General features: G+C 71.0%; 17 protein-coding genes. 8 read left to right on the plus strand and 9 right to left on the minus strand.

Annotated features, from left to right (window positions below; translation table 11 throughout):
• Nucleotides 1–60: 60 nt before the first annotated feature.
• Both ACGF3C_RS26195 and ACGF3C_RS26200 read left to right on the plus strand, forming a co-directional pair.
• Nucleotides 61–1,485 (plus strand): aldehyde dehydrogenase family protein, encoded by a 1,425-nt coding sequence (locus ACGF3C_RS26195; protein ID WP_393226113.1) that lies wholly within the window; start codon nt 61–63, stop codon nt 1,483–1,485.
• A 310-nt stretch (nt 1,486–1,795) separates the two neighbouring features.
• On the plus strand, nt 1,796–2,629 hold the full coding sequence (locus tag ACGF3C_RS26200; protein ID WP_393226116.1) for a helix-turn-helix transcriptional regulator: 834 nt from the start codon (nt 1,796–1,798) through the stop codon (nt 2,627–2,629).
• Nucleotides 2,630–2,635: 6 nt separating this feature from the next.
• Here the strand turns inward: ACGF3C_RS26200 and ACGF3C_RS26205 are convergent, their stop codons facing one another.
• Nucleotides 2,636–3,439 (minus strand): AraC family transcriptional regulator, encoded by an 804-nt coding sequence (locus ACGF3C_RS26205; protein ID WP_393226119.1) that lies wholly within the window; start codon nt 3,437–3,439, stop codon nt 2,636–2,638.
• A gap of 49 nt (nt 3,440–3,488) precedes the next feature.
• On the opposite strand from ACGF3C_RS26205, the gene ACGF3C_RS26210 reads away from it, so the two are divergent.
• A complete protein-coding gene (locus tag ACGF3C_RS26210) occupies nt 3,489–3,911 on the plus strand; it encodes a DUF2000 family protein (protein ID WP_393226122.1) in 423 nt (140 codons plus the stop codon).
• Between the two features lie 96 nt (nt 3,912–4,007).
• Nucleotides 4,008–5,621, plus strand: coding sequence for a ricin-type beta-trefoil lectin domain protein (locus tag ACGF3C_RS26215; RefSeq protein WP_393226125.1), 1,614 nt, complete (start codon nt 4,008–4,010; stop codon nt 5,619–5,621).
• 197 nt (nt 5,622–5,818) lie between these two features.
• Here ACGF3C_RS26215 and ACGF3C_RS26220 read toward each other — a convergent pair whose 3' ends face one another.
• Both ACGF3C_RS26220 and ACGF3C_RS26225 read right to left on the minus strand, forming a co-directional pair.
• Nucleotides 5,819–8,338: an FtsX-like permease family protein gene (locus ACGF3C_RS26220; protein ID WP_393226128.1), complete on the minus strand. Its 2,520-nt coding sequence runs from the start codon at nt 8,336–8,338 to the stop codon at nt 5,819–5,821.
• 8 nt (nt 8,339–8,346) lie between these two features.
• Nucleotides 8,347–9,105, minus strand: coding sequence for an ABC transporter ATP-binding protein (locus ACGF3C_RS26225; protein ID WP_357207221.1), 759 nt, complete (start codon nt 9,103–9,105; stop codon nt 8,347–8,349).
• Between the two features lie 146 nt (nt 9,106–9,251).
• On the opposite strand from ACGF3C_RS26225, the gene ACGF3C_RS26230 reads away from it, so the two are divergent.
• From ACGF3C_RS26230 to sthA, 4 genes are all read left to right on the plus strand, one after another.
• The gene (locus ACGF3C_RS26230; protein ID WP_393226131.1) at nt 9,252–10,448 is read left to right on the plus strand and encodes a sensor histidine kinase; all 1,197 of its coding nucleotides are present in this window, start codon (nt 9,252–9,254) and stop codon (nt 10,446–10,448) included.
• A complete protein-coding gene (locus tag ACGF3C_RS26235; protein ID WP_357233974.1) occupies nt 10,445–11,083 on the plus strand; it encodes a response regulator transcription factor in 639 nt (212 codons plus the stop codon). The genes ACGF3C_RS26230 and ACGF3C_RS26235 overlap by 4 nt, the downstream gene beginning before the upstream one ends.
• Before the next feature lie 89 nt (nt 11,084–11,172).
• Nucleotides 11,173–12,195 carry a fibronectin type III domain-containing protein gene (locus ACGF3C_RS26240; RefSeq protein WP_393226134.1) on the plus strand — a complete coding sequence of 341 codons (1,023 nt, stop codon included), beginning with the start codon at nt 11,173–11,175 and terminating at the stop codon, nt 12,193–12,195.
• A gap of 53 nt (nt 12,196–12,248) precedes the next feature.
• Nucleotides 12,249–13,652: a Si-specific NAD(P)(+) transhydrogenase gene (gene sthA, locus ACGF3C_RS26245; protein WP_355006606.1), complete on the plus strand. Its 1,404-nt coding sequence runs from the start codon at nt 12,249–12,251 to the stop codon at nt 13,650–13,652.
• Nucleotides 13,653–13,780: 128 nt separating this feature from the next.
• On the opposite strand, the gene ACGF3C_RS26250 is transcribed toward sthA, so the two are convergent.
• The 6 genes from ACGF3C_RS26250 to ACGF3C_RS26275 form a co-directional block, all read right to left on the minus strand.
• Nucleotides 13,781–15,163, minus strand: coding sequence for an endo-1,4-beta-xylanase (locus tag ACGF3C_RS26250; protein WP_393226137.1), 1,383 nt, complete (start codon nt 15,161–15,163; stop codon nt 13,781–13,783).
• Nucleotides 15,164–15,203: 40 nt separating this feature from the next.
• Nucleotides 15,204–16,559: a PHB depolymerase family esterase gene (locus ACGF3C_RS26255; RefSeq protein WP_393226140.1), complete on the minus strand. Its 1,356-nt coding sequence runs from the start codon at nt 16,557–16,559 to the stop codon at nt 15,204–15,206.
• Nucleotides 16,560–16,870: 311 nt separating this feature from the next.
• Nucleotides 16,871–19,009, minus strand: coding sequence for an alpha-glucuronidase (locus tag ACGF3C_RS26260; protein ID WP_393226143.1), 2,139 nt, complete (start codon nt 19,007–19,009; stop codon nt 16,871–16,873).
• The gene (locus ACGF3C_RS26265) at nt 19,006–21,039 is read right to left on the minus strand and encodes a beta-galactosidase (RefSeq protein WP_393226146.1); all 2,034 of its coding nucleotides are present in this window, start codon (nt 21,037–21,039) and stop codon (nt 19,006–19,008) included. The genes ACGF3C_RS26260 and ACGF3C_RS26265 overlap by 4 nt, the downstream gene beginning before the upstream one ends.
• Complete coding sequence (locus ACGF3C_RS26270; protein ID WP_393226149.1) at nt 21,036–21,725, minus strand: DUF624 domain-containing protein; 690 nt, start codon at nt 21,723–21,725, stop codon at nt 21,036–21,038. Before ACGF3C_RS26270 ends, ACGF3C_RS26265 begins: the two co-directional genes overlap by 4 nt.
• A 90-nt stretch (nt 21,726–21,815) precedes the next feature.
• The gene (locus tag ACGF3C_RS26275; RefSeq protein WP_357231569.1) at nt 21,816–23,453 is read right to left on the minus strand and encodes an extracellular solute-binding protein; all 1,638 of its coding nucleotides are present in this window, start codon (nt 23,451–23,453) and stop codon (nt 21,816–21,818) included.
• Nucleotides 23,454–23,479: the final 26 nt, after the last annotated feature.

Genomic DNA, 23,479 nt, shown 5'->3' on the forward strand with positions numbered 1-23,479 from the left:
CGCGGAACCGTGGATGAACCGCACCTGGTTGGGGTTCGGCAGCGGTGCGACGGTCGGTCCATGACACCTTCCACCTACACCGTTGCCGGCCACTGGATCGGTGGCGAGACCGTCACCGGCTCCGCCGGCACCCTTCCCGTCGTGAACCCGGCCACCGGCGAGGTCGTCGCCGAGACCCCGGCCGGCACCGCCGCCGACGTCGACCGCGCCGTCGCTGTCGCCCGAGCCGCCTTCCCGGCCTGGTCGGCGACCTCCCCTAGGCACCGGGCAGACGTGCTGAGCCGCCTCGGCGCCGGCCTCGCCGCCCGCACGGAGGAGATCGCCCAGGCGATCACCGCCGAGATGGGCTCTCCGATCGGCATGTCCCGGACCGCCCAGGTCGCGTTCCCGGCCGCCGTGGTCGAGTCCATCGCCGGCCTGGCCGACGACTTCACCTGGACCGAGGAGGTCGGCAACTCGCTCATCGTCCGCGAGCCGATCGGCGTGGTCGGCGCGATCACGCCGTGGAACTTTCCGCTTCAGCAGATCGTCTCCAAGCTGGCACCGGCTCTGCTCGCCGGCAACACGATGGTCTTCAAGCCGTCCGAGAACGCCCCGCTGACCGCGCGCATCCTCGCCGAGGTCGCCGCCGAGGCCGGCGTACCGTCGGGTGTTTTCAACGTGGTCTACGGCACCGGCGCGACCGTCGGCGAGGCGATCTCCGCCCACCCGGACATCGACATGATCTCGTTCACCGGCTCCACCCGGGCCGGACAGCGGATCTCCGCGGTGGCCGCGGCGACCGTCAAGCGGGTCGCGCTGGAGCTGGGCGGCAAGGGCGCGAACATCATCCTCGACGACGCCGACCTGCCCACCGCTGTCGAGCGGGGCGTGATGATGGCGTTCAGCAACGGCGGTCAGGTCTGCGGCGCGTGGCCACGGATGCTGGTGCCCGCCTCCCGTCAGGACGAGGTCGTGGCGTTGGCCGTCGAGGCCGCGAAGCAGTACACCGTCGGCGACCCGGGCGACGAGGCCACCCGGATCGGCCCAATGGCGTCCGAGGCCCACCGGCAGAAGGTCGTCGGCTACATCGAGCGGGGTACCACCGACGGCGCTCGGCTCGTGTTCGGCGGCCCGCAGCGGCCCGAGGGGCTGACCGTCGGGGCCTACGTCCAGCCGACGATCTTCGCTGACGTCGACCCGGCCTCCGCGATCGCCCAGGAGGAGATCTTCGGCCCGGTGCTGACGATCATCCCCTACGCCGACGAGGAGGAGGCCGTTGCCATCGCCAACGGCACGCTGTACGGCCTGACCAGCGGCGTCTTCGGTGAGCCGGAGCACGCGCTGGCGATCGCCCGGCGGCTGCGCGTGGGCCAGGTCGACGTGAACGACGGCCACTGGAATCCGCTCGCCCCCTTCGGCGGCTACAAGCACTCCGGCAACGGCCGCGAGTTCGGCCGCTTTGGGCTGGAGGAGTTCCTGGAGACCAAGTCCATCCAACGCTGACCGCCCCAGACGGCCCCGACCCACACCTGTCGGTCGAAGTCGGGACCCGGACACCCGCCCCGCCCCGCCCCGCCCCGCCCCGCCCCGCCCCGCCCCAAGATCGTGCTAGATCGTGGATGTAGTGGCCTCGATCGCCCCGCACACCACTACAACCAGGATTTAGTGCGATCTTGGGCGCAGGCGCAGGCGCAGGGCGCAGGGCGCGGGCCGGGAGTGCGATCTTGGGGTGGGGTGGAACAGCGGGGCGGGGCTGGTCTGTTGCACTCGATGTGCCGGTCGATTCGCCGGCACCCACCGAACGGAGACACCCGTGGACCGCGCCCAACTCGCGAGCTTCCTGCGTACCCGCCGGGAGGCCCTGCAGCCCGAGGACGTGGGGTTGCCCCGGGGGCCCCGTCGGCGCACCGGAGGGCTGCGGCGTGAGGAAGTCGCCACGTTGAGCGGGATGTCCACCGACTACTACAGCCGGTTGGAGCAGCAGCGCGGGCCGCACCCCTCGGAGCAGATGCTCGCCGCCCTGGCCCGGGGCCTGCGGCTCTCCCTCGCCGAACGGGACCACCTGTTCCAGCTCGCCGGTCACGCCGTTCCGCGCCGCGCGGTGCGGGCCGACCACGTGAACCCGGGGATGATGCGCATCCTCGACCGGATGCACGACACCCCGGCCCAGGTGGTGAACCACCTCGGCGAGACCCTGGCGCAGACCGCGCCGGCCGTCGCCCTGCTCGGTGACGAGACCCGGTACACCGGGTTGGCGCGCAGCGCGCACCACCGCTGGTTCACCGACCCGACGGCACGGCAGCTGCACCCGGCGCAGGATCACCAGACACAGAGTCGCCTGCTCGTGGCGCACCTGCACGCGGCGTACACCCGTGACGGGCGCGGCTCACGAGCCGCCGCGCTCGTCGACGGCCTGCTGGCCAGGAGCCCGGAGTTCGCGCAGCTCTGGCGGGAGCACCCGGTGCCCGCCGGCTACTGCCCGCCCAAGCACTTCCTGCACCCGGAGGTCGGGGCGTTGGAGCTGCACTGCCAGACGCTCGTGGATCCCGACCAGTCACAGACACTGTTGGTCTTCACCGCCGTACCCGGGTCGCCGAGCGACGAGAAGCTGCGCCTGCTCGCCGTCATCGGTGGCCAGGTCGTCTGAACGCGATCAGCTCGGATGCGGGTAGCGGGCCGGGCTGACCCCCAGGTAGCGCCGAAAGTGGCGGGTCAGGTGCGCCTGGTCGAAGAAACCGGCCGCGACGGCGGTCTCGGCGGGCCGCTGCCCGGCGAGGAGCAGGCGACGGGCCCGCTCGACCCGACGGCCGGTCAGGTACGTGTGCGGTGGCACACCGTGCGCCTGGGTGAACGCCCGGACCAGGTGGGTCGGGTGGGCGTGCAGCAGCTCCGCGGCCTCCCGAAGGGTGACGCCCTCGACGGTCCGGGCGTCCAGCAGCTCTCGTAGGCGCACCGCGAGGCCGTGTCCGGCCGGCTGGACACCGACCGGGCAGCGCTGGCGGAGCTGGCGGCGGACCCGGTCCAGGATGAACGCGAGCCGGCTCTCGGCCTCGAACTCGTCGCCAGGTGTGGCGAGCACCTGGTGCAGGTGGTGGACCCGGTCGCGCAGCCGCGGATCGGCAAGGTCCGGCTCGTCGACGGCCCGCCCGACCAGCTCGGCGTCGAGCGCCGAGGTGTCGAGGTACAGGACGCGCTTGCGGAAGCCGTCGGGTGTGGCGGATCTGCCGTCGTGCGGCACGTACGGCGGCAGAAGGGTGACCGACGTGCGCAGCGCGCCGTGCCGGTGCCGGTCCAGGTCGAAGCGGACCGCGCCGTCGTCGACGATCAACAGCGTCCACACCTCGTGGATGTGCCGGGGGTAGGCGTGGTCGACGAAATGGGCGTGGAAGACCTCGGCGACCCCGGCTACCGCGGGTCGCCACGCGCTGACGTGCGAGCCCGCCGGGCGGGTGTCCACGCTAAGAACGTACAAGACCGGTAGGTGTTCGGCGGGCAGGCTCGTCGCCATGACCGAACCGATCCGCTTTCCCACCAAGATCGCCGTGCTGCTCCGCAACGACCTGGCGGGCTGGCAACGGCTGAACGTCACCGCCTTCCTGGTCAGCGGCATCGCGAGCACGCTGCCGGAGCTGGTCGGCGAGGAGTACCGCGACGCGGACGGCACCGGCTACCTGCCGATGTTCGGTCAGCCGGTGCTGGTCTTCGCCGGGGACGGGGCGACGTTGGTCGGCGCGCACTCGCGCGGCCTCGCTCGTGGCCTGCGGCTGGCGATCTTCACCTCCGAGCTGTTCGCCACCGGTAACGACCGGGACAACCGGGCCGCCGTCCAGGCAGTCGGACGGGAGAAGCTCGACCTGGTGGGCCTGGCGTTGCACGCGCCGCGCAACGTGGTGGACAAGGTGCTCAAGGGTGCGTCCATGCACCCGTAATGGCATCCGTGGCGACGAAGACATTGATATCGGCCTGTATGACTGTAATGATTAACACACTTTACAGTTGTTTCGCCGCCCCGGAAGGACCCCCACATGGCGCGACGATCGGCCGGGCTCACGCCCCGCCACCCCCGCATCAGACTGATCTCCGCGCTCGCCGCGACCCTGCTCGCCGTACCGACCGGCCTGGTCGTCGGCGCATCGCCCGCCGTGGCGGCCGCGACGGGCAGCATCACCGGCTACGGCGGCAAGTGCGTCGACGTGGCCGCCGCGAGCTCGGCCAACAGCACACCGGTTCAGCTCTTCACCTGCAACGGCTCCACCGCGCAACAGTGGACGGTCGGCGACGACGGCACGATCCGGGCGCTGGGCAAGTGCCTGGACATCGCCGCCGCCAGCACCGCCAACGGTGCCCGGGTGCAGATCTACGACTGCAACGGCACCGGGGCGCAGCAGTGGTCGCCCAACGCCGGGCAACTGGTCAACCCGACCTCGGGCAAGTGCCTCGACGCGACCGGCCAGAGTTCCGCCGACGGCACCCCGCTGCAGATCTGGAGTTGCACCGGCACCGCCAACCAGACCTGGACGCTGCCCACCGGCGGCGGCACCACACCACCCCCTTCCGGTGGTTTCACGCACCCCGGTGTGCTGGTCAGCCGGGGTCAGCTCGACTTCGTCCGCGGCCGGGTGCAGGCCGGCGCGCAGCCGTGGGCGTCGGCCTACAGCCAGATGATGGGCAGCCGGTACGCCTCCCTGTCGCGCACCCCGGCGCCCCGCTCGGTGGTCGAGTGTGGTTCCTACTCCAACCCGAACAACGGCTGCACCGACGAGCGGGAGGACGCGATCGCGGCGTACACCGACGCACTCGCCTGGTACGTCACCGGGGACGCACGGTATGCGCAGAAGTCGATCCAGATCATGGATGCCTGGTCGGCGACGATCACCGCACACACCGGCAGCAACGGTCCCCTGCAGACCGGCTGGGCCGCCTCGGTCTGGCCCCGGGCGGCCGAGATCATCAAGTACACGTACACGAGTTGGCCCAACGCCAACCGCTTCGCCACCATGCTGCGCAACGTCTACCTGCCGGTGGTGCGCAACGGCTCGAACAGCAACGGCAACTGGGAACTGACCATGATGGAGGCCGCAGTCGGCATCGCCGTCTTCCTGGACGACCGGAGCGCCTACGACGCGGCGGTCACCCGCTTCCTCAACCGCACCCGGGCCTTCATCTACCTGCCCAGCGACGGCGCGTTGCCGTACACGATGCCCGGCAGCGGCCTGGACACCAGCGCGGAGATCATCGGCTACTGGCAGGGCCAGTCCACCTTCGTCGCCGGCCTCGCCCAGGAGACCTGCCGCGACTTCGTCCACACCGGGTACGGGATCTCCGCCATCTCGCACGTCGCGGAAACCTCCCGGATCCAGGGACGGGACCTGTACCCGCAGGTCGGTGAGCGGCTGCGCCAGGCGCTGGGCTTCCACTCGCGCTACCAGCTCGGCGAAGCGCCGCCCTCCTGGCTCTGCGGTGGCAGCCTCACCCGGGGCCTCGGGCCGATCACCGAGGTTGGCTTCAACGCGATGAGCACCCGGTTGGGCAACGTCATGACCAACACCCAGACCCTCACGCTGCAACAACGTCCGGCCGGGACGAACAACCTCTTCGTCGCCTGGGAGACGCTGACCCACGCCAACAACCCCAACTGACCAGGTCGTCGTGGGGGGGGGGCCCCCGCCCCCCCCCCCCCCCCCCCCCGGGGGCCGTGTAGGGCCCCCCCCCCCCCCCCCCGCGGGGCCCCCCCCCCCCCCCCGCCGGCCGCCCCCCCCCCCCCCCCGGGAGCCCCCCCCCCCCCCCGGGGGGGGGGGGGGGGCGCCCCCGCCCCGCCCCCCCCCCACGGCGGTGCTCAGTTCTCGGCCCCCAGCGCCTCCACCGGGCTGACCCGCGACGCCCGACGGGCCGGCAGCACCCCGGCCAGCGCGGTCAGCCCGACCAGCACCACGAAGAGTCCGGCCAGCGGCAGCAGCGGCGCGGTCAGCGGTGCCTCGATCCCGAGGGTCTGGACGGCCAACCAGGCGTACGGAATGCCGAGCACCAGGCCGATGGTCGCGCCGATCACCCCGTACAGGCCCGACTCGACGGTCAGCATGGTGCGCAGACCGGTCCGGGACAGCCCGATCGCCCTGAGCAGACCGGACTCGCGGACCCGCTCCACCACCGACAGCGCTGTCGTGGAGCCCACGCCGACGACAGCGATCAGCACGGTCAGGCTGACCAGACCGACCGCGATCCAGACCAGGGTTCGCACCAACGCGTCGTTGCGGTCCCGTTCGTCGGCGAGCACCGCGAGGCCCACCCCGTCGCTGCCGCCGATCGCCTGCCGCAGCGCCCGCACCCCGGCGGTGCGACCGTCCTCGCCGGCCCCGGCCGCGTCGGCCAGCAGACCGGTGTACGCGGCCGGCACACCGAGCCGGTCCAGGTCCGCCGGATCGGCGAGGATGCCCGCGTGCAGCGGCCCGTCACCGGGCAGGACCGCCGCCACTCGCACGTCGACCCGGGCGGTGGCGACGGCGAGCGTGACCGTGTCGCCGGCCCGCAGGCCCGCGTCCCGCGCGACCCAGCTGTTGACCGCGATCCGGCCGGGGCCACGATCGGTCAGGGCGCCCTGGGCCACGTCCAGGGCCTTGGTGCTCGGCAACGCAGCCAGGTCCAGGTCGCTGGTCGGATAACCGGCCTCGACGTCGCCGAGCTTGTCCGCGCCGCGCAGCAGCCGGGCGTCGTCGACTCTCCGGTACGGCACCACCCGGGCCAGCGCACCGCGCGCCGCCTCGGCCCGGGTCACCACGGCCGGCGGCAGGGTCCCACCGTTGGTCGTGACCTCGAAGTCGGTCGGAGCCGACAGCGCCATCTCGCGGTCGGCAAGGATCTGCAACGACGCGCCGCCGATGACCACCCCGGAGATCAGGGTCACGCCGAGGGCGACCACGACGGAGACCGCAGCGGCGCGGCGTGGGGCACCGCCGATCCCGCCGACCGACATCCGCCCGATCGGCCCGAGCTGGCGCAGCGGCCAACCCACCACGGCCAGCACCGGGCGCACCAGCAGCGGGCCGAGGGCCACCAGCGCGAAGAACGCCAACGTGCCGGACCCGATCAGCAGGAGCAGTGGCATCGACGCGTCGTAGTTCGACTGCTCCGGCTTCGGCAACCGGCTGATCGTCCCGACCGCCGCCAGGATCGCGCCGACGGCAAGGAGCAGCCCGAAGGCCAGACGCAGCACGCCGATGCCGCGGCGGCCGGCGGTGGTGCTCGCCGACCGTAGGGCCTCCAGCGGGGAGACCCGGGCGGCGGAGAGCGCCGGTGCCAGCACGGCCAGCACGGTGATCACGACAGCGCCGATCACGACCGTGACCGCCGCCGCCAGCGGCAGGCCCGGCGTGGAGACCTGGTGGCCGGCGGCGCGCAGGACCGGCGGCAGCGCGTACCCGAGGGTGAGTGCGGCGGCGACCCCGACGACGCCGGCGACCAGCCCGGTCAGCGCGCCCTCGGCGGTCAGGGCCCCCACCAGGGTGGCCCGACTCGCGCCGACCGCCCGCAGCAGCGCAAGCTGCCGCATCCGCTGGGCGAAGACGATGCGGAAGGTCGAGGTGACCACCAGCGCGGCGGCGGCGACCGCGATGGAGACGAACATGCCGACCAGGATGAAGAGTTTCCCGACCTGCTCGGCCACCGCGTTGGCCTCGGCGTCGCGTACCTCGACACCGGAGCGGATCGGCTGGGCGGCGACCACGGCGGTCACCCGTTGGCGGACCGCGTCGGCTTCGGTGCCGGGCGCGACCCGCACGTCCACTCGATCCACTGCCGTCAGTCGCGCCCAGCCGATCACGGCGCTCTCCGGGGCGTACGCGTCGTAGCCGGCGTCGGCGGTGGTTTCCACCATGGCGGTCACGGTGAGCGGAGCGGGCGCGCTGAGTTCGCCGCCGGTACCGCTGGTGGTGGTGCCGACCGACAGTCCGAGCCGCTCGGCGGTGCGCGGGGTGATCGCGATCTGGCCCGGGGCGTCGGGGTACCTGCCCTCGACGACCCGGACCGTGCTCAGCGGGCCGGCGCCCGGATCGGACTGCAGGTTGAGGTATCCCTCGCCGATGGAGACCCCGGTCGAGACCCGGGCGACCGCCTCGGCCACCCCGGGCACGGCCCGGATCTGCTGCACGTCCCGCACTGTGGGTGGCGGCACGTCGACGCTGCCGATCACCAGGTCGGTGACGGCCGGGGTGCCGCTGAGGTTGTCCCGCACGGTCCGTTCGGTGATCTGTTGCACCAGCACGGTGCCGAAGACGACGAACGACGCGACCAGGATCGCCAGGCCGGTCAGGATCAGCCGGCCGGGCCGCCGGGCGGCGGCGGTCGTCTGGGTACGCAGCACTGTCGCCCTCATCGGCGGGCCGCCAGGTCACGCAGGGCGTCGGTGACCGACACCTGGTTCGGCTTGTCAATCTCACCGGCCAGCCGCCCGTCGGCGAGCAGCACCACCCGGTCGGCGTACGCGGCGGCGATCGGGTCATGGGTGACCATGACGACAGTCTGGCCGAGGTCGCGTACCGAGTCGCGCAGGATGGTGAGCACCTCCGCGCCGGAGCGGGAGTCGAGGTTGCCGGTCGGTTCGTCGGCGAAGACCACCTCGGGGCGCGCCACGAGCGCCCGGGCAAGCGCGACCCGCTGCTGCTGACCGCCGGACAGCTCGCTGGGCCGGTGGTTCAGGCGGTCGCCGAGGCCCAGCATCCGCACCAGGTGCGCGAGGAGTTCGGCGTCGGGCTGCCGACCGGCGAGGTCCAGCGGCAGGGTGATGTTCTGCGCGGCGGTGAGCTGTGGCAGCAGGTTGAATGACTGGAAGACGAACCCGATCCGTTCCCGCCGTACCCGGGTCAGCGTCCGGTCCGACTGGCCGGTCAGCTCCGTGCCGCCGAGCAGGACGCGACCGGAGGTGGCCGTGTCGAGGCCGGCGAGGCAGTGCATCAGGGTCGACTTGCCGGATCCGGACGCGCCCATGATGGCGGTGAACTCGGCCCGGCCGAAGCCGACCGAGACCCCGTCCAGGGCACGGACGGCCGTGTCGCCGCTGCCGTACACCTTCACCAGGTCGACCGCGGCTACCGCGGCGTGGCTGGTCTCCGGCGGGGCGTGGGTTGTCATCGTTCCTCCAGTGGCTGCGTGGTGACCGGGAAAGCCTCGCCGCGACCGGCGGGCCGGCGCATCGGCCCGGGGCCGGGTATCGCCGGTGCCGGGTCTGCCTTTTGGCCGATCCGGCACCTCCGTCCGGCTGGCTACGCTGGGTCACCATGAGCACGCCGGATCTTCGACGATGGTGGGTACGCCTGGCCCAGACCGCCGGGCTGGTGGCCATGGGGCTGCTCGCCCTCTTCGACCTGCGGTACAGCTCGCCCACGGGCCTGGCCGCCCTGCTGCTCCTGCTGGTACGGGTGGGGCTGGCGGTGGCGACGGTCCCGCTCTGGCTGCCGGTGCACCGACCGGGCTCCCGCCGGCTGCCGTTGGCCGCGCTGATACTCGCCTCGGCGTCACTGGTCGTGACCGCGGCGATCGTGATCATTCCCGACGGCCGCTACGGGCTCGGTGGCGGCAGCTGGGGGCTCGCCGAGTCGGCCGGGCTGATCGGGGTGGTGTTCGTGGTGACGCGCTGGGGCGCGCCTCGACTCGCCCCAGCGGCGGCGGTGGTCGCCGGGCTCGCCGTCGCCGCGCTGCCGCTGCGTTCCGGCGCCGACAGCCTCCTGGTGATCTTCGGCCTGCTTCAGGTGATCGCCGCTGCCGGCGCCGCCGGGGTGGGGCTCTACCTGCGCGTCGTGGCCGCCGGACGGGAGCGGGCCATCGCCCTGGTGCGGGCCGAGCAGCGTGCGGAGTTCGCCCGGGACCTGCACGACTTCATCGCCCACCACGTCACCGGCATCGTGGTGCAGGCACAGGGCGCCCGGTTCGTCGCCGAGCAGGACCCGCAGCGGGTGATCGTCGCCCTGGAGCAGATCGAGCGGGCCGGCGCGGAGACGATGGCCTCGATGCGGCGGATGGTCGGCATCCTGCGCAACCCGGAGGCCCCGCCGGACGCGCCGCTGGCGCCACTGGCCGGGGTGACCGAGCTGGAACCGCTGCTGACCGGGTTCAACGGCGCGGCGAACGCGCCGGCCCGACTGCACGTCGACGGCGACCTGGACGGACTGCCGGTGGAGGTCTCGACGTCGGCGTACCGGGTGGTGATGGAGGGGCTGACCAACACCCGCCAGCACGCGCCGGACGCGCGGTCCGTGGCCGTGGCCGTGCGGCGTACCCCGGACTGGTTGCTGGTCCGGGTCGCCGACGACGGCGCGTCGCCGCGAACCGCGCCGGCCCGGGGGCACGGCTTCGGCCTGATCGGCCTCACCGAGCGGGTACGCGCCCTCGGCGGCACGATCACCGCCGGGCCTGGCGTCGCCGGTGGCTGGGTGCTCGACGCGGCGTTCCCGCTCCACGTGGCGGTGGCCCGGTGATCCGGGTGCTGATCGCCGATGACCAGGCCATGGTCCGGACCGGCTTCGGCATGATCATTGGCGCCCAGTCGGACCTGGAGGTGGTCGGCGAGGCCGCAGACGGTGTCCAGGCCGTCGAGCTGGCCCGACGACTGCGTCCGGACGTGGTGCTGCTGGACATCCGGATGCCCCGCCTCGACGGTCTGGAGGCACTGCGGCTGCTCGCGGGGCCGGGCGTCGCCGACCCGATCCGGGTGGTCGTCGTGACGACCTTCGACCTCGACGAGTACGTGCACACGGCGCTGTCCAACGGCGCGTGCGGCTTCCTGCTCAAGGACTCCGGCCCGGCCCTGCTGGTGGAGGCCGTCCGCGCGGCCGTGTCCGGAGACGCGCTGATCAGCCCCTCGATCACGGTACGGCTGTTGGAGCACCTCAGCTCGCCGGCCCCGGCGCGCGACGACGGCGGCCTGTCGCCACGGGAACTCGACGTCGTGAAGCTCGTCGCCCGGGGCCTGACCAACGCCGAGATCGCCACCCAGCTCTTCATCGCCGTGGGCACGGTCAAGACCCACCTGGCGAGCGTGCAGATGAAGCTCACTGCCCGCAACCGGGTCGAGATCGCCGCCTGGGCCTGGGAACGCCGCCTCGTCGGCTGACGGGACAACGCCCTGACCACCGCCGACCTATCATCGTCATCAGTCGATGACTGGTCCGCTGCGGTCACTCGAAGGCGAGGCGATCAACCATGCGCGATCATCCGAGGCGCGGCGCCCGGTCCAGGGCCGCCGCACTGACCGCCTGCACGCTCACGGCAGTCCTGGTGGCGACGGGCGCGACCCCGGCGTACGCGGCCGCTGACGACACCGAGCCCCCCACCGCCCCCGGCCCGATCACTGTCGCCGCCATCGACACCACCTGGGTCGAGCTGACCTGGGCTGCCTCGACCGACAACGTGGGGGTGGTCCGTTACCCGGTTTCCGCGCAGTTCGAGGACAACGGTCTGACCTGGTCGACCGACACCAACAGTATTCGGATCACCGGCCTGCGGCCGTCGCGCACGTACACCTTCTTCGTGTCGGCGCTGGACGCGGCCGGCAACGGCTCAGCGTCGAACCCGAGCCTGCGGTTGACGATGCCACCGGGGGACGACCAACCGCCGGGCGCGCCGGGTCAACCGGTGGCGTTCGACGTCACCGCCACGGCGGTCCGGCTGCGCTGGGCGCACTCGGTGGAGAACGCGGCGCTCGAACGGTACGAGGTGTTCCGGGTGGACGCCGGCGGCGCTCTCACGCTGGTCCGCGACGTTTCCCAGTACCCGCCGGTCAACAGTGCCACGATCAACGGGTTGGCGCCGAACACCACGTACACCTTCGTGGTGCGGGCCCGCGACGAGGTCGGACTGCTGTCCGCGCTGTCCGCACCAGTCACCGTCACCACCCTGCCGCCGCCGCCGAGCTGCGCGGTCCGGTCGATCGTGGGGCAGTGGCCCGACGCGTTCGTGGCGCGGCTGGCGGTCACGAACACCGGCCCGACGGCGATCGACGGGTGGACGATGAGGTGGCGGTTCTACGCCGGCCAGCAGCTGCGCAGCCTGTGGGGCGCGGAGGTGGTCGACCGCGACAGCAGCTACCTGCGGGTGCGCAACGTGCGCCACGACAAGCTGATCCCGCCCGGCGGCACCGTGTCGGTGGGGCTGGTCGCCACCGGCACGCAACTACCGGAGGAAATCACGCTGAACGGCGGCCTGTGCACGGTGGCAGACGAGTAACGCTCGGCGCCGGGGTCTGGCGTGCGCCGCGACATCTTGCGACGCTAGCGCCTGTGTATGACTACGACCTGTTGGTGCTGGGCTCCGGGCCCAGCGGTCAGAAGGCCGCGATCGCCGCCGCCAAACTCGGCAGGCGGGTCGCCATCGTGGACCGCCGCGACATGATCGGTGGGGTGTGCATCAACACCGGCACCGTGCCCTCCAAGACCCTGCGCGAGGCCGTGCTCTACCTGACCGGCCTGAGCCAGCGCGACCTGTACGGCAGCAGCTACCGGGTCAAGGAGGACATCACCGTCAGCGACCTGGCGGCCCGGACCCAGCACGTCATCACCCGGCAGACCGACGTCATCCGCAACCAACTGTCCCGCAACCGCGTCACGATGATCACCGGCACCGGGCGTTTCGCCGACGCGCACTCGATCTGGGTCGACGGCGGCTCCGGCCGCGAGTCCAAGGTGACCTTCGACAAGAGCGTCATCGCCGCGGGCACCCGCCCGGCCCGCCCGGACAGCGTCGACTTCGACGACCGGACGATCGTGGACTCCGACGGCGTCATCAACCTCCAGGCCGTACCCCGCAGCATGGTCGTGGTCGGCGCCGGCGTTATCGGCATGGAGTACGCCTCGATGTTCGCCGCGCTCGGCACCAAGGTGACGGTGGTGGAACGCCGCGACCGGATGCTGGATTTCTGCGACGACGAGATCATCGAGTCACTCAAGTACCACCTGCGCGACCTGTCCGTGGCGTTCCGCTTCGGCGAGGAGGTCGCCGCCGTGGAGAAGCACCAGACGGCGGCGCTGTGCATCCTCAAGAGCGGCAAGAAGATCGTCGCCGACACGGTGATGTACTCGGCCGGCCGGCAGGGCCAGACCGACGACCTGGCGCTGGAGGCGGCCGGGTTGGAGGCGGACCGACGCGGCCGGATCACCGTCGACGCCAACTACCGCACCGCGGTGGAGAACATCTACGCCGTCGGCGACGTGATCGGCTTTCCCGCGCTCGCGTCCACCTCGATGGAGCAGGGTCGGCTGGCCGCGCAGCACGCCTGCGGCGAGCCGATCCGGGAGATGCACGGCCTGCAACCGATCGGCATCTACACGATTCCGGAGATCAGCTTCGTCGGGCAGACCGAGGCGCAGCTCACCGAAAGCTCGACACCGTTCGAGGTGGGCATCGCCCGCTACCGGGAGTTGGCGCGGGGTCAGATCGTGGGCGACTCGTACGGCATGCTGAAGCTGCTCGTCTCCCCCGACGACGGTCGACTGCTCGGGGTGCACGTGTTCGGCACCGCCGCCACCGAGATCGTCCACATCGGTCAGGCGGTGATGGGCTGCGGGGGCACGATCAACTATCTCGTCGACGCGGTGTTCAACTACCCGACGCTGGCCGAGGCGTACAAGGTCGCCGCCCTGGACGCGTCCAACAAGATCCGCAACATCACCCGCATCGACGGCTAGCCTCCTTGTTGATCAAGAGGTTTCCGTCATCCGGTCTGGCGTGTCCTGACGGAAACCTCTTGATCAACGAGGCAGGAGAGGGTGGGGCCGGTGCGGGGCCCTGCCCCCCGCACCGGCCGGTGGGTGCGTCAGCCTGCGGAGCAGGTGGGGCTCAGGCTGCCGGCGGTGCCGTTGGCCTGGAACCCGAACTCGGTGGACTGCCCGGCGCCGACCTGACCGTTGTAGGCGACGTTGGTCCAGTTCGTCGTGCCGGTGTTACCACTGCGGTTGGCGCTCCAGGCGTTGGTGACCGTGGCACCGGACGGCAGTCCGATCGACACCGTCCACCCGTTGAGCGCCGACGAGCCCGCGGTCACCCGCACGTTCGCCACGAAGCCACCGTTCCACTGGTTCACCGACACCGTGGCGGTGCAGCCACCCGTGCCCGGCGGCGGCGTGGTGGGCGGGTCGGTCGGCGGGTCGGTGGGCGGGTCGGTCGGCGGGTCCGTGGGCGTGGTGCCGTTGTTCAGCGCGGCGAGAACAGCGTCGTACGCAGGCTTCTTCGAGCCGTTGCTGTTGAACAGCAGCGGGGTCTGCGAAGCGCGCCACGAGTCACTGTCGCGGATGCCCCACACCGTGATGCCGTTGCAGCGGGCAACGGCCAGGCAGTCCTCGACGACGCTGCGGTACGTGTTCGCCGAAGCGCCCTGGATGTCCAGCTCGGTGATCTGCACGTCCACACCGAGCGCCGCGAAGCTCGACAGGGTGGTGCGGTAGTTGCTCACGTACGGTGAGTCGTTGTTGAAGTGCGACTGGAACCCGACGCAGTCGATCGGCACGCCACGGGCCTTGAAGTCGCGCACCATGTTGTAGACGCCCTGGGTCTTGGCGTGCGTCCAGTTGTCGGTGTTGTAGTCGTTGTAGCAGAGCTTCGCGCCCGGGTCCGCGGCACGCGCCGCCCGGAACGCCGCCTCGATCCAGTCGTTGCCGGTGCGCTGGAGGTTGGAGTCGCGACGGCCTCCGGAGCTGCCGTCGGCGAACGCCTCGTTCACCACGTCCCACGCCACGACCTTGCCACGGAAGTAGGTGGCCACCTGCGTGACGTGGTTGAGCATCGCCTGCCGCAGCGCGCTGCCGCTCATGCTCTCCATCCAGCCGGGCTGCTGCGAATGCCACGCCAGGGTGTGACCCCGCACGCTCATCCCGCGGCTGCGGGCGTGGTTGACGATCTGGTCCGCCGCCCCGTAGCTGAACTGGTTCTGCTGCGGCTCGGTGGCGTTCATCTTCATTTCGTTCTCGGCGGTCACCATGTTGAACTCACGGTTCAAAATCGTGGTGTACGCGCTGTCGGAGAGCTTGAAGCCGGCCACCGCCGTACCGAAGTAGCGACCCTTCTCGGCGGCGGACGCGCCGAGCGTCGTCCCGGCGGAGGCGGGCGCCGTCGCGAACAGCGCCATGCCGGCGGCGAGGGCACCCGCGCCGGCCAGCGCGACGGCGGCTCTGGATGCCGCCTTCCATCTCGGACTTCTCATCGTGTGACTCCTTTGAGGGTGGTGGGGTGGGAAGGGGAGATCAGGACACCGAACAGGCGGCACCGTTGAGCGCGAACGAGGTGGGCTTGCCGGTGCCGCCCTCGTGCGTGGCCTGGAAGCCGATCTCGACCGACGCGTTCGGGGCGATGGTGTTGTTGTAGGAGACATTGCGGGCGGTCACCGCGCCGCTCACCGGGGCGTACTGGGCGTTCCAGCCGCTGGTGATGCGCTGTCCGCTGGGCAGCGTGAAGGTCAGCGCCCAGCCGTTCACGGCGGTGGCACCGGTGTTGGTGATGACCACGCTCGCGGTGAAGCCGCTGTTCCAGGCGTTGACCGTGTAGCCGACCCGGCAGGCGCCCTCGGTCGGCGGCGGCGTGGTCGGGGGCGGAGTCGTCGGCGGCGGAGTCGTCGGGGGCGGAGTCGTCGGGGGCGGAGTCGTCGGCGGCGGGGTGGTCGGGGGCGGGGTCGTCGGCGGCGCGGTGCCGTCCAGCCCGAAGAAGCGGATCACCTGCGCGGCGTCGACCGGCAGGTTGTGCGTGACACCCTGCATGCTGATCGCCTCGACCGGCGCCATCGGGCCGCTGCTGCCGTACCGGGTGCGGGTGTGGCCGGACTGCGGGGAGTCGGTGTACGTCGGGGTCTGGCTCAACCCGTGCACATTGGTCCACTGCTTGACCTGCTCGCCGAAGTTCGGATAGCGCAGCGTCTCGTCGTTGGTGCCGTGCCAGATCTGCATCCGGGGTCGCTGGCCGGTGTAGCCGGGGTACGCCTCCCGGACCAGGTCACCCCACTGCTGCGCGGTCCGGATGAGTTGCCCGTTGGCGCACTGGCTGTTCCATTCCGAGGTGCCGCCGGTGGCGAAGCAGGCGAACGGCACCCCGGCGAACGAGGCGCCCGCCGCGAACACGTCCGGGTAGACGCCCAGCATGACGTTGGTCATCATCGCGCCGGACGAGGTGCCGGTGGCGAAGATCCGCGCGGGGTCGGCGGAGTAGCGCTGCTTCACGTAGTCGACCATCGACATGAGCCCGACCGGGTCGCTGCCGCCGCCACGGCGCAACGCCTGCGGTGAGTAGACGTCCCAGCACTTGCTGCTGCGGGTTGCCGACGGGTAGATCACGATGAACCCGTAGCGGTCCGCGAGGGAGGCGTACTGGGTGCCCGAGTGGAACGCGGGGCCCGTCCCGGTGCAGTAGTGCATGGCCAGGAGGATCGCCGGTCGGGTGGCTACCCGGTCCGGGACGTACAGGTGCATCTGCAGGTTGGTGGGGTTGGTGCCGAAGTTGGTCACCTGCGTGAGCGTCGCCGCCGACGCGGGAGCGGCGAACGTCAATGCGGCGGCGGCCAGTGTCACGGCCGCCATGACGACGCCAAGCATTCTCGTCTTCAGTGTCATCGTCGCGATCCTTTGCGGAAAAAGGCGCGTGGAAGGGGACTTAAGTCGAGGACTGCCCTTCGCCCGACCTTGACCGCGGCTCGCGTGACCATGTCAGCTTCAATCGAGCCCACTCGATTGTCAAGACTTCCGGAAACCTTTCGCCGCAACGGTTCTGGCGGCCACCTGCGCGACAATGGGCATCGACGGGCTTCTTCAGAGCCGGTGGGTGGCGATGAATTATCGGCAGGTTTTCGGAACCTGCCAGGCTGCCGCTGGGCACACGGCACAACGGCGACCCGACCGGATGACCCGGCCGCCCGCACCGCCGCTCAGTAGATGTCGCGCCCTCGCTCGTCCGGCACCCCGGACTTGCGGTAGAAGTACGTGTTGATCTGGTCGCGCCACTCGGTGGCGCAGCGCACCTGCTCGTCGAGGCGTTCGGCGACCCGCTCGTACACGCTCGGGTCGATCATCCCGGTCAGCGTCTGCCACCTGCGTCGCATCGCCGTCACCTCCTCGACCCCGGCAAAGTGGGTGTCGTAGATGTGCTGGATGACCGTCGAGCCACTGTGCAGCACGTGCCCGTACGGCACGTGGTGGAAGAAGAGCAGCAGCTCGTCGGGGCAGGTCTCGGGTGACTCGTACACCTGCGCCCAGTACGGCGGGTACTGGCCGGCGAAGCCGGTGCCGGACGCTCGGCTGCGGTCCACGCCGACGCCGTCGCGGTCGGCGAAGTGGTAGGTGCCCCACCGGGTGTACTCGTACCCGTCGACGCCGGGACCGTAGTGGTCGCCGGGGTTGACCATGAAACCGACACCCAGCGGGGCGGTGTAGCGCTCGTACGTGCGCCACGAGTCGTCCATGATCTCGTGCAGGACCCGCCGCACCAGCTCCGCGTCGGCGGTCGCCGACGGCGGAAAGGTCAACGTGATCCACTCGTCGAGGATCGCCGTCGGGTCCCGCCGAGGGTCCCAGGCCAGCCGGCCGAACGCGTACAGATTGGCCTGCGCCAACGGGTGCCCGGTCCAGAAGATGTCGTCGCCGACGTTGGCGACGGCGACCATCCCGCCGCCCGCCGCCGACTCCCCCGTGACCACGTCGGCGATCGTCCGCCCGTCCGGCCCCCAGGGAGCGAAGCCGAGCACCTCACTCCACCACGGGCCGAGGTGGCAGACGTGCCGCTGTTGGCCCGTGTACTCCTGGGTGACCTGCAACTCCACCGCCAGCCGGGTCGCCGGCATCGCGGCGAACACCGGTGACACCGGCTCGCGCGGCTGGAAGTCCACCGGGCCGAACTTCACCTGGACGACCACGTTGGTGCGGAACCGCCCGTCGAGCGGGGCGAAGTGGTCGTACGCGGCCCGAGCCCGGTCGGTGGACCGGTCCCGCCAGTCCTGGTGGTGGTTGTAGACGAACGCCCGCCAGTGCACCACTCCCCCGTGCGGGGCGAGGGCCTCGGCCAGCAGGTTCGCCCCGTCGGCGTGGTCACGGCCGTACGTGAACGGGCCGGGTTGCCCCTCCGAGTCTGCCTTCACCAGGTAGCCGCCGAAGTCCGGGATCCGGTCGTACAGGCGTCTGGTGGTGCCGGCCCACCAGACGCGTACGTTCTCGTCCAGGGGGTCGGCGGTCGGCAGGCCACCGAGGAGCACCGGCGCGGCGAAGCTGACCGACAGGTGCACCCGGATGCCGTACGGGCGCAGCGCGTCCGCGATCTCGGCCACGTCACCGAGCCGCTCGGTGAGCAGCAGCGCCTCGGTACGGGCCACATTGACGTTGTTCACCGATATCGCATTGATCCCACAGGAGGCCAGTAGCCGCCCGTACTCCCGCACCCGGGCCAGGTCGCCGCGCGGACGGCCGTCCTGCCAGAAGATCGAGCCGCCCGCGTACCCCCGTTCGACCTGGCCCATCACCGGGTGCACTGCCACGTTGTCCCAGTGGTTCAGCATTCGTCGGCGCAGCGCCGGCCGGTGCCGCTCCGGGGGTCGGGCCGGGTCGAAGGCCGCCGCGCAGAGCCGGACCACCTGGAAGAGCCCGTACAGCAGGCCGGCGGGTGCGTCGGCCAGCACCGCCGTCACGTCGCCGGCCCGCGCCAACACGAAACCCTCGTCGCCGAGCGTCCCGCCGTCGCCCAGCTCGACCAGCGCCGCCTCGCCGGCGGCGCGGGCCGCCTCCACCGCCGGATTGGGCAGCTCGGCGGCATCGCGCAGGGCGAGCACCAGGTCGACGTCGACGTCCCAGGACGGGGAGTGCCACACCCGTCCGCCGTAACGGGCGCAGGCGCGCGAGACCTCGTTGAGGACGGTGTCGACGAGCAGCCCCTCGCCGTGCAGGAGGATGCGACGCGCGCCGAGCGACCGGAACGCCTCCGGCGGCAGCCAGGCCGGGTGGACGCGCGGTTCGTCACCGTCCATCGACTCCTCGACGAACATCAGCTGCTCCAACTCCACCGACTCTTCGGCGTTCACCGGTCCTCCTCCAGCACGACAACCCCGTACGCCGGCAGCCGCAGGGCGCCGCCGGCCGCCGTACGGTCGCCGGTGAGCAGGTCGACGCCGCCGGTCCGGGCGGTCACCTCGACCGGCTCGGCGCGGTGGTTCAGCAGAAACAGCAGCCGCGACCCGTCCGCCGCGACCCGCACGGCGGATTCCAGGTCCGGCACGTCCGGGTAGGGCCCGAGCAGGTAGTGCCGGGCGAGCACCCGCCGAACGACCCAGGACACCCCGGACTGGTCCAGCCCGGTGGCCACGTACCATCCGTCGCCGGCGCCGAAGGAGTTACGGGTCACCGCGGGGGTGCCCGCGTAGAAGTCGGCCTGGTACGTGCCGACGACCTGCGCGCCCTGCGGAATCACCAGCTCGAACAGCAGGCTCGCGTCGACGTCGACCTGATCCGCGCCGTCGCCGAGGCGGACCGTGTTGACCACCTCCGGGCCGCGGGCGTCCCACTCGTCGACCCGGACGCCCATGAGCTGACCGAGCGGGCCCGGCACGTCCATCAGGAACGCCTGGTCGTTCTCGTCCACCCGGCCGGACAGGTAGGTGGTCAACACCGACCCGCCGCGCGTCGCCACCGCCTCCAGCCGCTGCGGCAGGTCACCCTTGAGCAGGTGCAGGGCCGGGGCCACGACCACGTCGTAGCCGGACAGGTCGGCGGTCACCGCGACGACGTCCAGGTCCACACCGGCGTCCCAGAGGGCCCGGTGGTACGCGAGCACGACCTGCTGGTAGCGGACCAGCCGGGACGGGCCGTCGGACAGCTCCAACGCCCACCAGCTGTCCCAGTCGAACAGCAGCGCCACCCGGGCCGGGGTCCGCGCGCCCAGTGACGCCGGGCCGAGCCGTTCCAGTTCGGCGCCCAGCTCGGCGACCTCCCGGAACACGCGGGTGTCGGAGCGACCGGCGTGGCCGATGACGGCACCGTGGTACTTCTCGCTGGCCCCACGGGAGGCACGCAGCTGGAAGAAGAGGACCGCGTCAGCGCCGTGCGCCACGGCCTGCCAGCTCCACAGCCGCATCAGACCGGGGCGCTTCAACGGGTTGACGTCGCGGCACGCGGTGAAGCTCGGGGTCTGTTCCATCAGCCAGAACGGCTGGCCGTCCTTGAGCCCGCGCATCAGGTCGTGGGTCAGCGCCATCCTGGCCGCCGACGCGTCGTCGGGCGGGTAGTTGTCCCAGGAGACGAAGTCCAGATGAGGTGCCCAGCGGTGGTAGTCGATCGGGCGGTACATGCCCATGAAGTTCGTGGTCACCGGCAGTGCCGGGCTGGACTCCCGGATGGCCGCCTTCTCGTCGCGGAAGTTCGTCAGCTTCGCGTCGGAGGTGAACCGCAGGTAGTCCAGTGTGATGCCCGGGAACGCGGTGTGGTCCGGGCCGCGCCAGTGCTCGGTCAGCGCCGAGGGCGGCTCGATCTCGTCCCAGTCGGTGAAGGTGTGCGACCAGAAGGTGGTGTACCAGGCCCCGTTCAGCTCGTCGAGGGTGCCGTAGCGGAGACGCAGCCAGTTCCGGAAGCCGGCCGCGCACAGGGCGCAGTAACAGGCGCCGCCGTACTCGTTGCCGACGTGCCAGGCGAGCACCGCCGGGGTGTCAGCGTAGCGACGGGCGACCCGGCGGGCCAGCTCCGTCGAGAGCCGGCGGAAGATCGGCGAGTTGGGGCAGGAGTTGTGTCGCTGGCCGAAGCGGTGCTTGCGGCCCTCGAAGTCGGTCCGGGTCACCTCGGGGTACGCCTTCGCCAACCATGGTGGGTGGGCTCCGGTGCCGGTGGCCAGGCAGATCCCGCGTCCCTCGGCACTGGCCCGCTCGACGATCCTGTCCAGCAACGCGAAGTCGTAGGTGCCCTCGGCGGGTTGGGTGAGCGCCCAGTCGAACACCCCGAGGGTGACGAGGTCGATCCGTGCCGTGTCGAAGAGACGGTAGTCCTGCTTCCACACGTCCTCGGGCCACTGTTCCGGGTTGTAGTCGCCCCCGAAGGGCACCTTGGCGCTGAGGGGCAGGCTCATCTGGTGAAATCCTCCCGGATCAGGTGGATCATCGGGTCGCCGACGCGCAGGTACGCCAGCACCGCGATCGACGCCAGCAGCATCAGCACCGCTTCGGAGAAGACCGCGGTGATCCCGGCCGCAGCGGCCAGCAGCAGGGCGTTGCCGACGGGAACACCGGGGGTACGCACGAGGAAGTGCACGGCCAGCCGGAGCACGTCGCGGGTGCGGAAGTCGAACAGCGAGGTGATCACCAGGGCGTTGGCCGCGCCAAGCGTCACGCCCACTCCGATCAGCACCAGCGGCACCGCCCACCAGCTCGACAGGCCGGCAGCGTCGCGGTAGGCGAGGTTCACGGCGAGCACTGTCAACCACAGCAGCGTCGGCACCCAGACGCGCAGCACGCCGAGCACGTTGGCCCGGTAGCCGTGCCAGAACAGGGTGGCCGGGCGCAGGTCGGTCAGGTCGGTTCGCTGGTGGCGCAGGGCGTACAGGGCGGCGGAGATCGCCGGGCCGACCGGTACCAGCAGGAGCGCGGCCAGCGGCAGGTTGCTCGGATCGCGGCCCAGCACCAGCAGCGGAAGCAGGGCGGGCAACGTGGTGAGCAGCAGGAGCAGCTCGACCACGAGCAGGATGTAGACGCGCGAGGTGATCCGCGACAGTGGCCCGTCGCCGAGCTGTCGCCGGGTCTGAGTCGCGCCACTCACGCTCGCTCCCTCCGGTCGACTCAGCTGATCCGTGGTCACCGGGGGTCCGGCCGGGCCGCGCCAGGGGCGACCCGACCGGACTCCCGCCGATCAGCCGTTGTTCTTCTGGAACCGCTCGTACGCCTTGTTGACCAGGTCGATGTACTGGTCGGAGTTCTTGGCCTTCAGCTCGGCCACGTACGCGTCCCACTCACTGAGCGGACGCTGACCGAGGGCGAACTTCAGCGTGTTCTGGGTGACGAAGTCCTTCAGTGGCGTCTCCCAGAGCGACACCTGCTCGCGCTCCTCGTCGCTCAACGGGGCCGGCGGGGGCACCACCCTCGGCTTGCGGGCGTCCATCACCTTCTGGAACTCCAGCTCCTCCGGCGAGAAGAACCCACGAACCAGGTCGGGAGTGCCGCCGTAGGCGAAGACGCCGTTGTGGAAGCCGAAGTCCTTCTGCAGGTGCTTGGGCGCCTTCGGGTTGAGCCCGAGGAAGTCGACCCCGGGGTTGAGCGTGCGCTTGCCGGACGCGTCCTTGGTGAAGGTCGTGCCCTCGACGCCCCAGCGGGCAAACTCCAGGCCTGCGTCCGAATACCACAACCAGTCGATGAACTGCATCATGGCCACGAAGTTCTTGCTCTCCCGAGCCTTCGTGGAGATCATGATGCCGTTCTCCAACCGGGGGAACGGGTTGATCTCGCCAGCCGGGCCGATCGGCAGCGGGATCTTGGCCATCTTGGCGTTCGGCAGGGTCTTGGCCAGATCGGGGCGGTGGTTGTTGACCAGGGTCTGCGCGTTGCCGGTGACCACGAAGGACTTGCCGTTGGCGAGCTTCTGGCGGGCCTGGTCGTCGGTCTGGGTGAAGCTTTCCGGGTCGAGCAGGCCCTCGGCGACGAGCTTGTGCAGGTAGGTGACCATCTGCTTGTACTGCTCGGACGCGCCGGTGTAGCTGAACTTCTTCGCCGCCGGGTCCCAGGTCGCGTGCTGGTAGTCCCAGCCCGCCTGGGTGCCGTGGGCCGAGCCGAGGATGTTCAGCAACGCGCCGGTCGGGTTGGGCTTGCTGAAGAGGTCGGAGTACGGGTAGACGTTCGGGTACTTGGCCTTCATCGCCTTGAGCACCGTGTACAGCTCGTCCCAGGTCTTCGGGACCGCCAGGTTGAGCTCCTGCATGATGTCGGTGCGCACCAGCACCGTGTAGTCCTGCGTGGGCTTCTCGTGCAGGCCGGGCAGCAGGTAGAACTTACCGTCGGACTGCCGCAGGTTGTCGATCTCCGGCTGGAGGTTCCACTTGGTGATCTTGTCCTTGAGGTTGGGCATCAGGTCCAGGTAGTCGCTCACCGGGAGGATCGCCCCGGAGGACACGAAGGCGTTCTCCTGCGGGTGGTACGTCTTCGGGATGATCAGCGGGGCATCGCCGGCGCCGATCAGCAGGCTGCGCTTCTGCTCGTAGTCGCTCAGCGGCACGGCCACCGGATCGATCGTGACATTGGTCCGCTTGGTGAGCTCCGACCAGAACAGCCAGTCTTCCTTGAGCGGGTAGAACGTGTGGTTGTTGTAGAGGGTGGAGAACGAGAGAGCCTCGGTGGCCTTGAACTGGTCGCCGATGCCGTAGTTGGCCATCGCGCCGACCCGGTTCTCGGAGAGGTCGGTCGACTCACCGGGGTCCTCGGAACAGGCGGTGGTGAGGGAGAGCGCTAGCAGACCCGCTGTGGCTACCGCCACGCGGCGCCACGTCTTGTGGAGCATGGCTCGTCCTTTCAATGGTGGGGGTC

Origin of the sequence: Micromonospora sp. NPDC047762, assembly GCF_043204655.1 — a bacterium.
Classification (GTDB): domain Bacteria; phylum Actinomycetota; class Actinomycetes; order Mycobacteriales; family Micromonosporaceae; genus Micromonospora.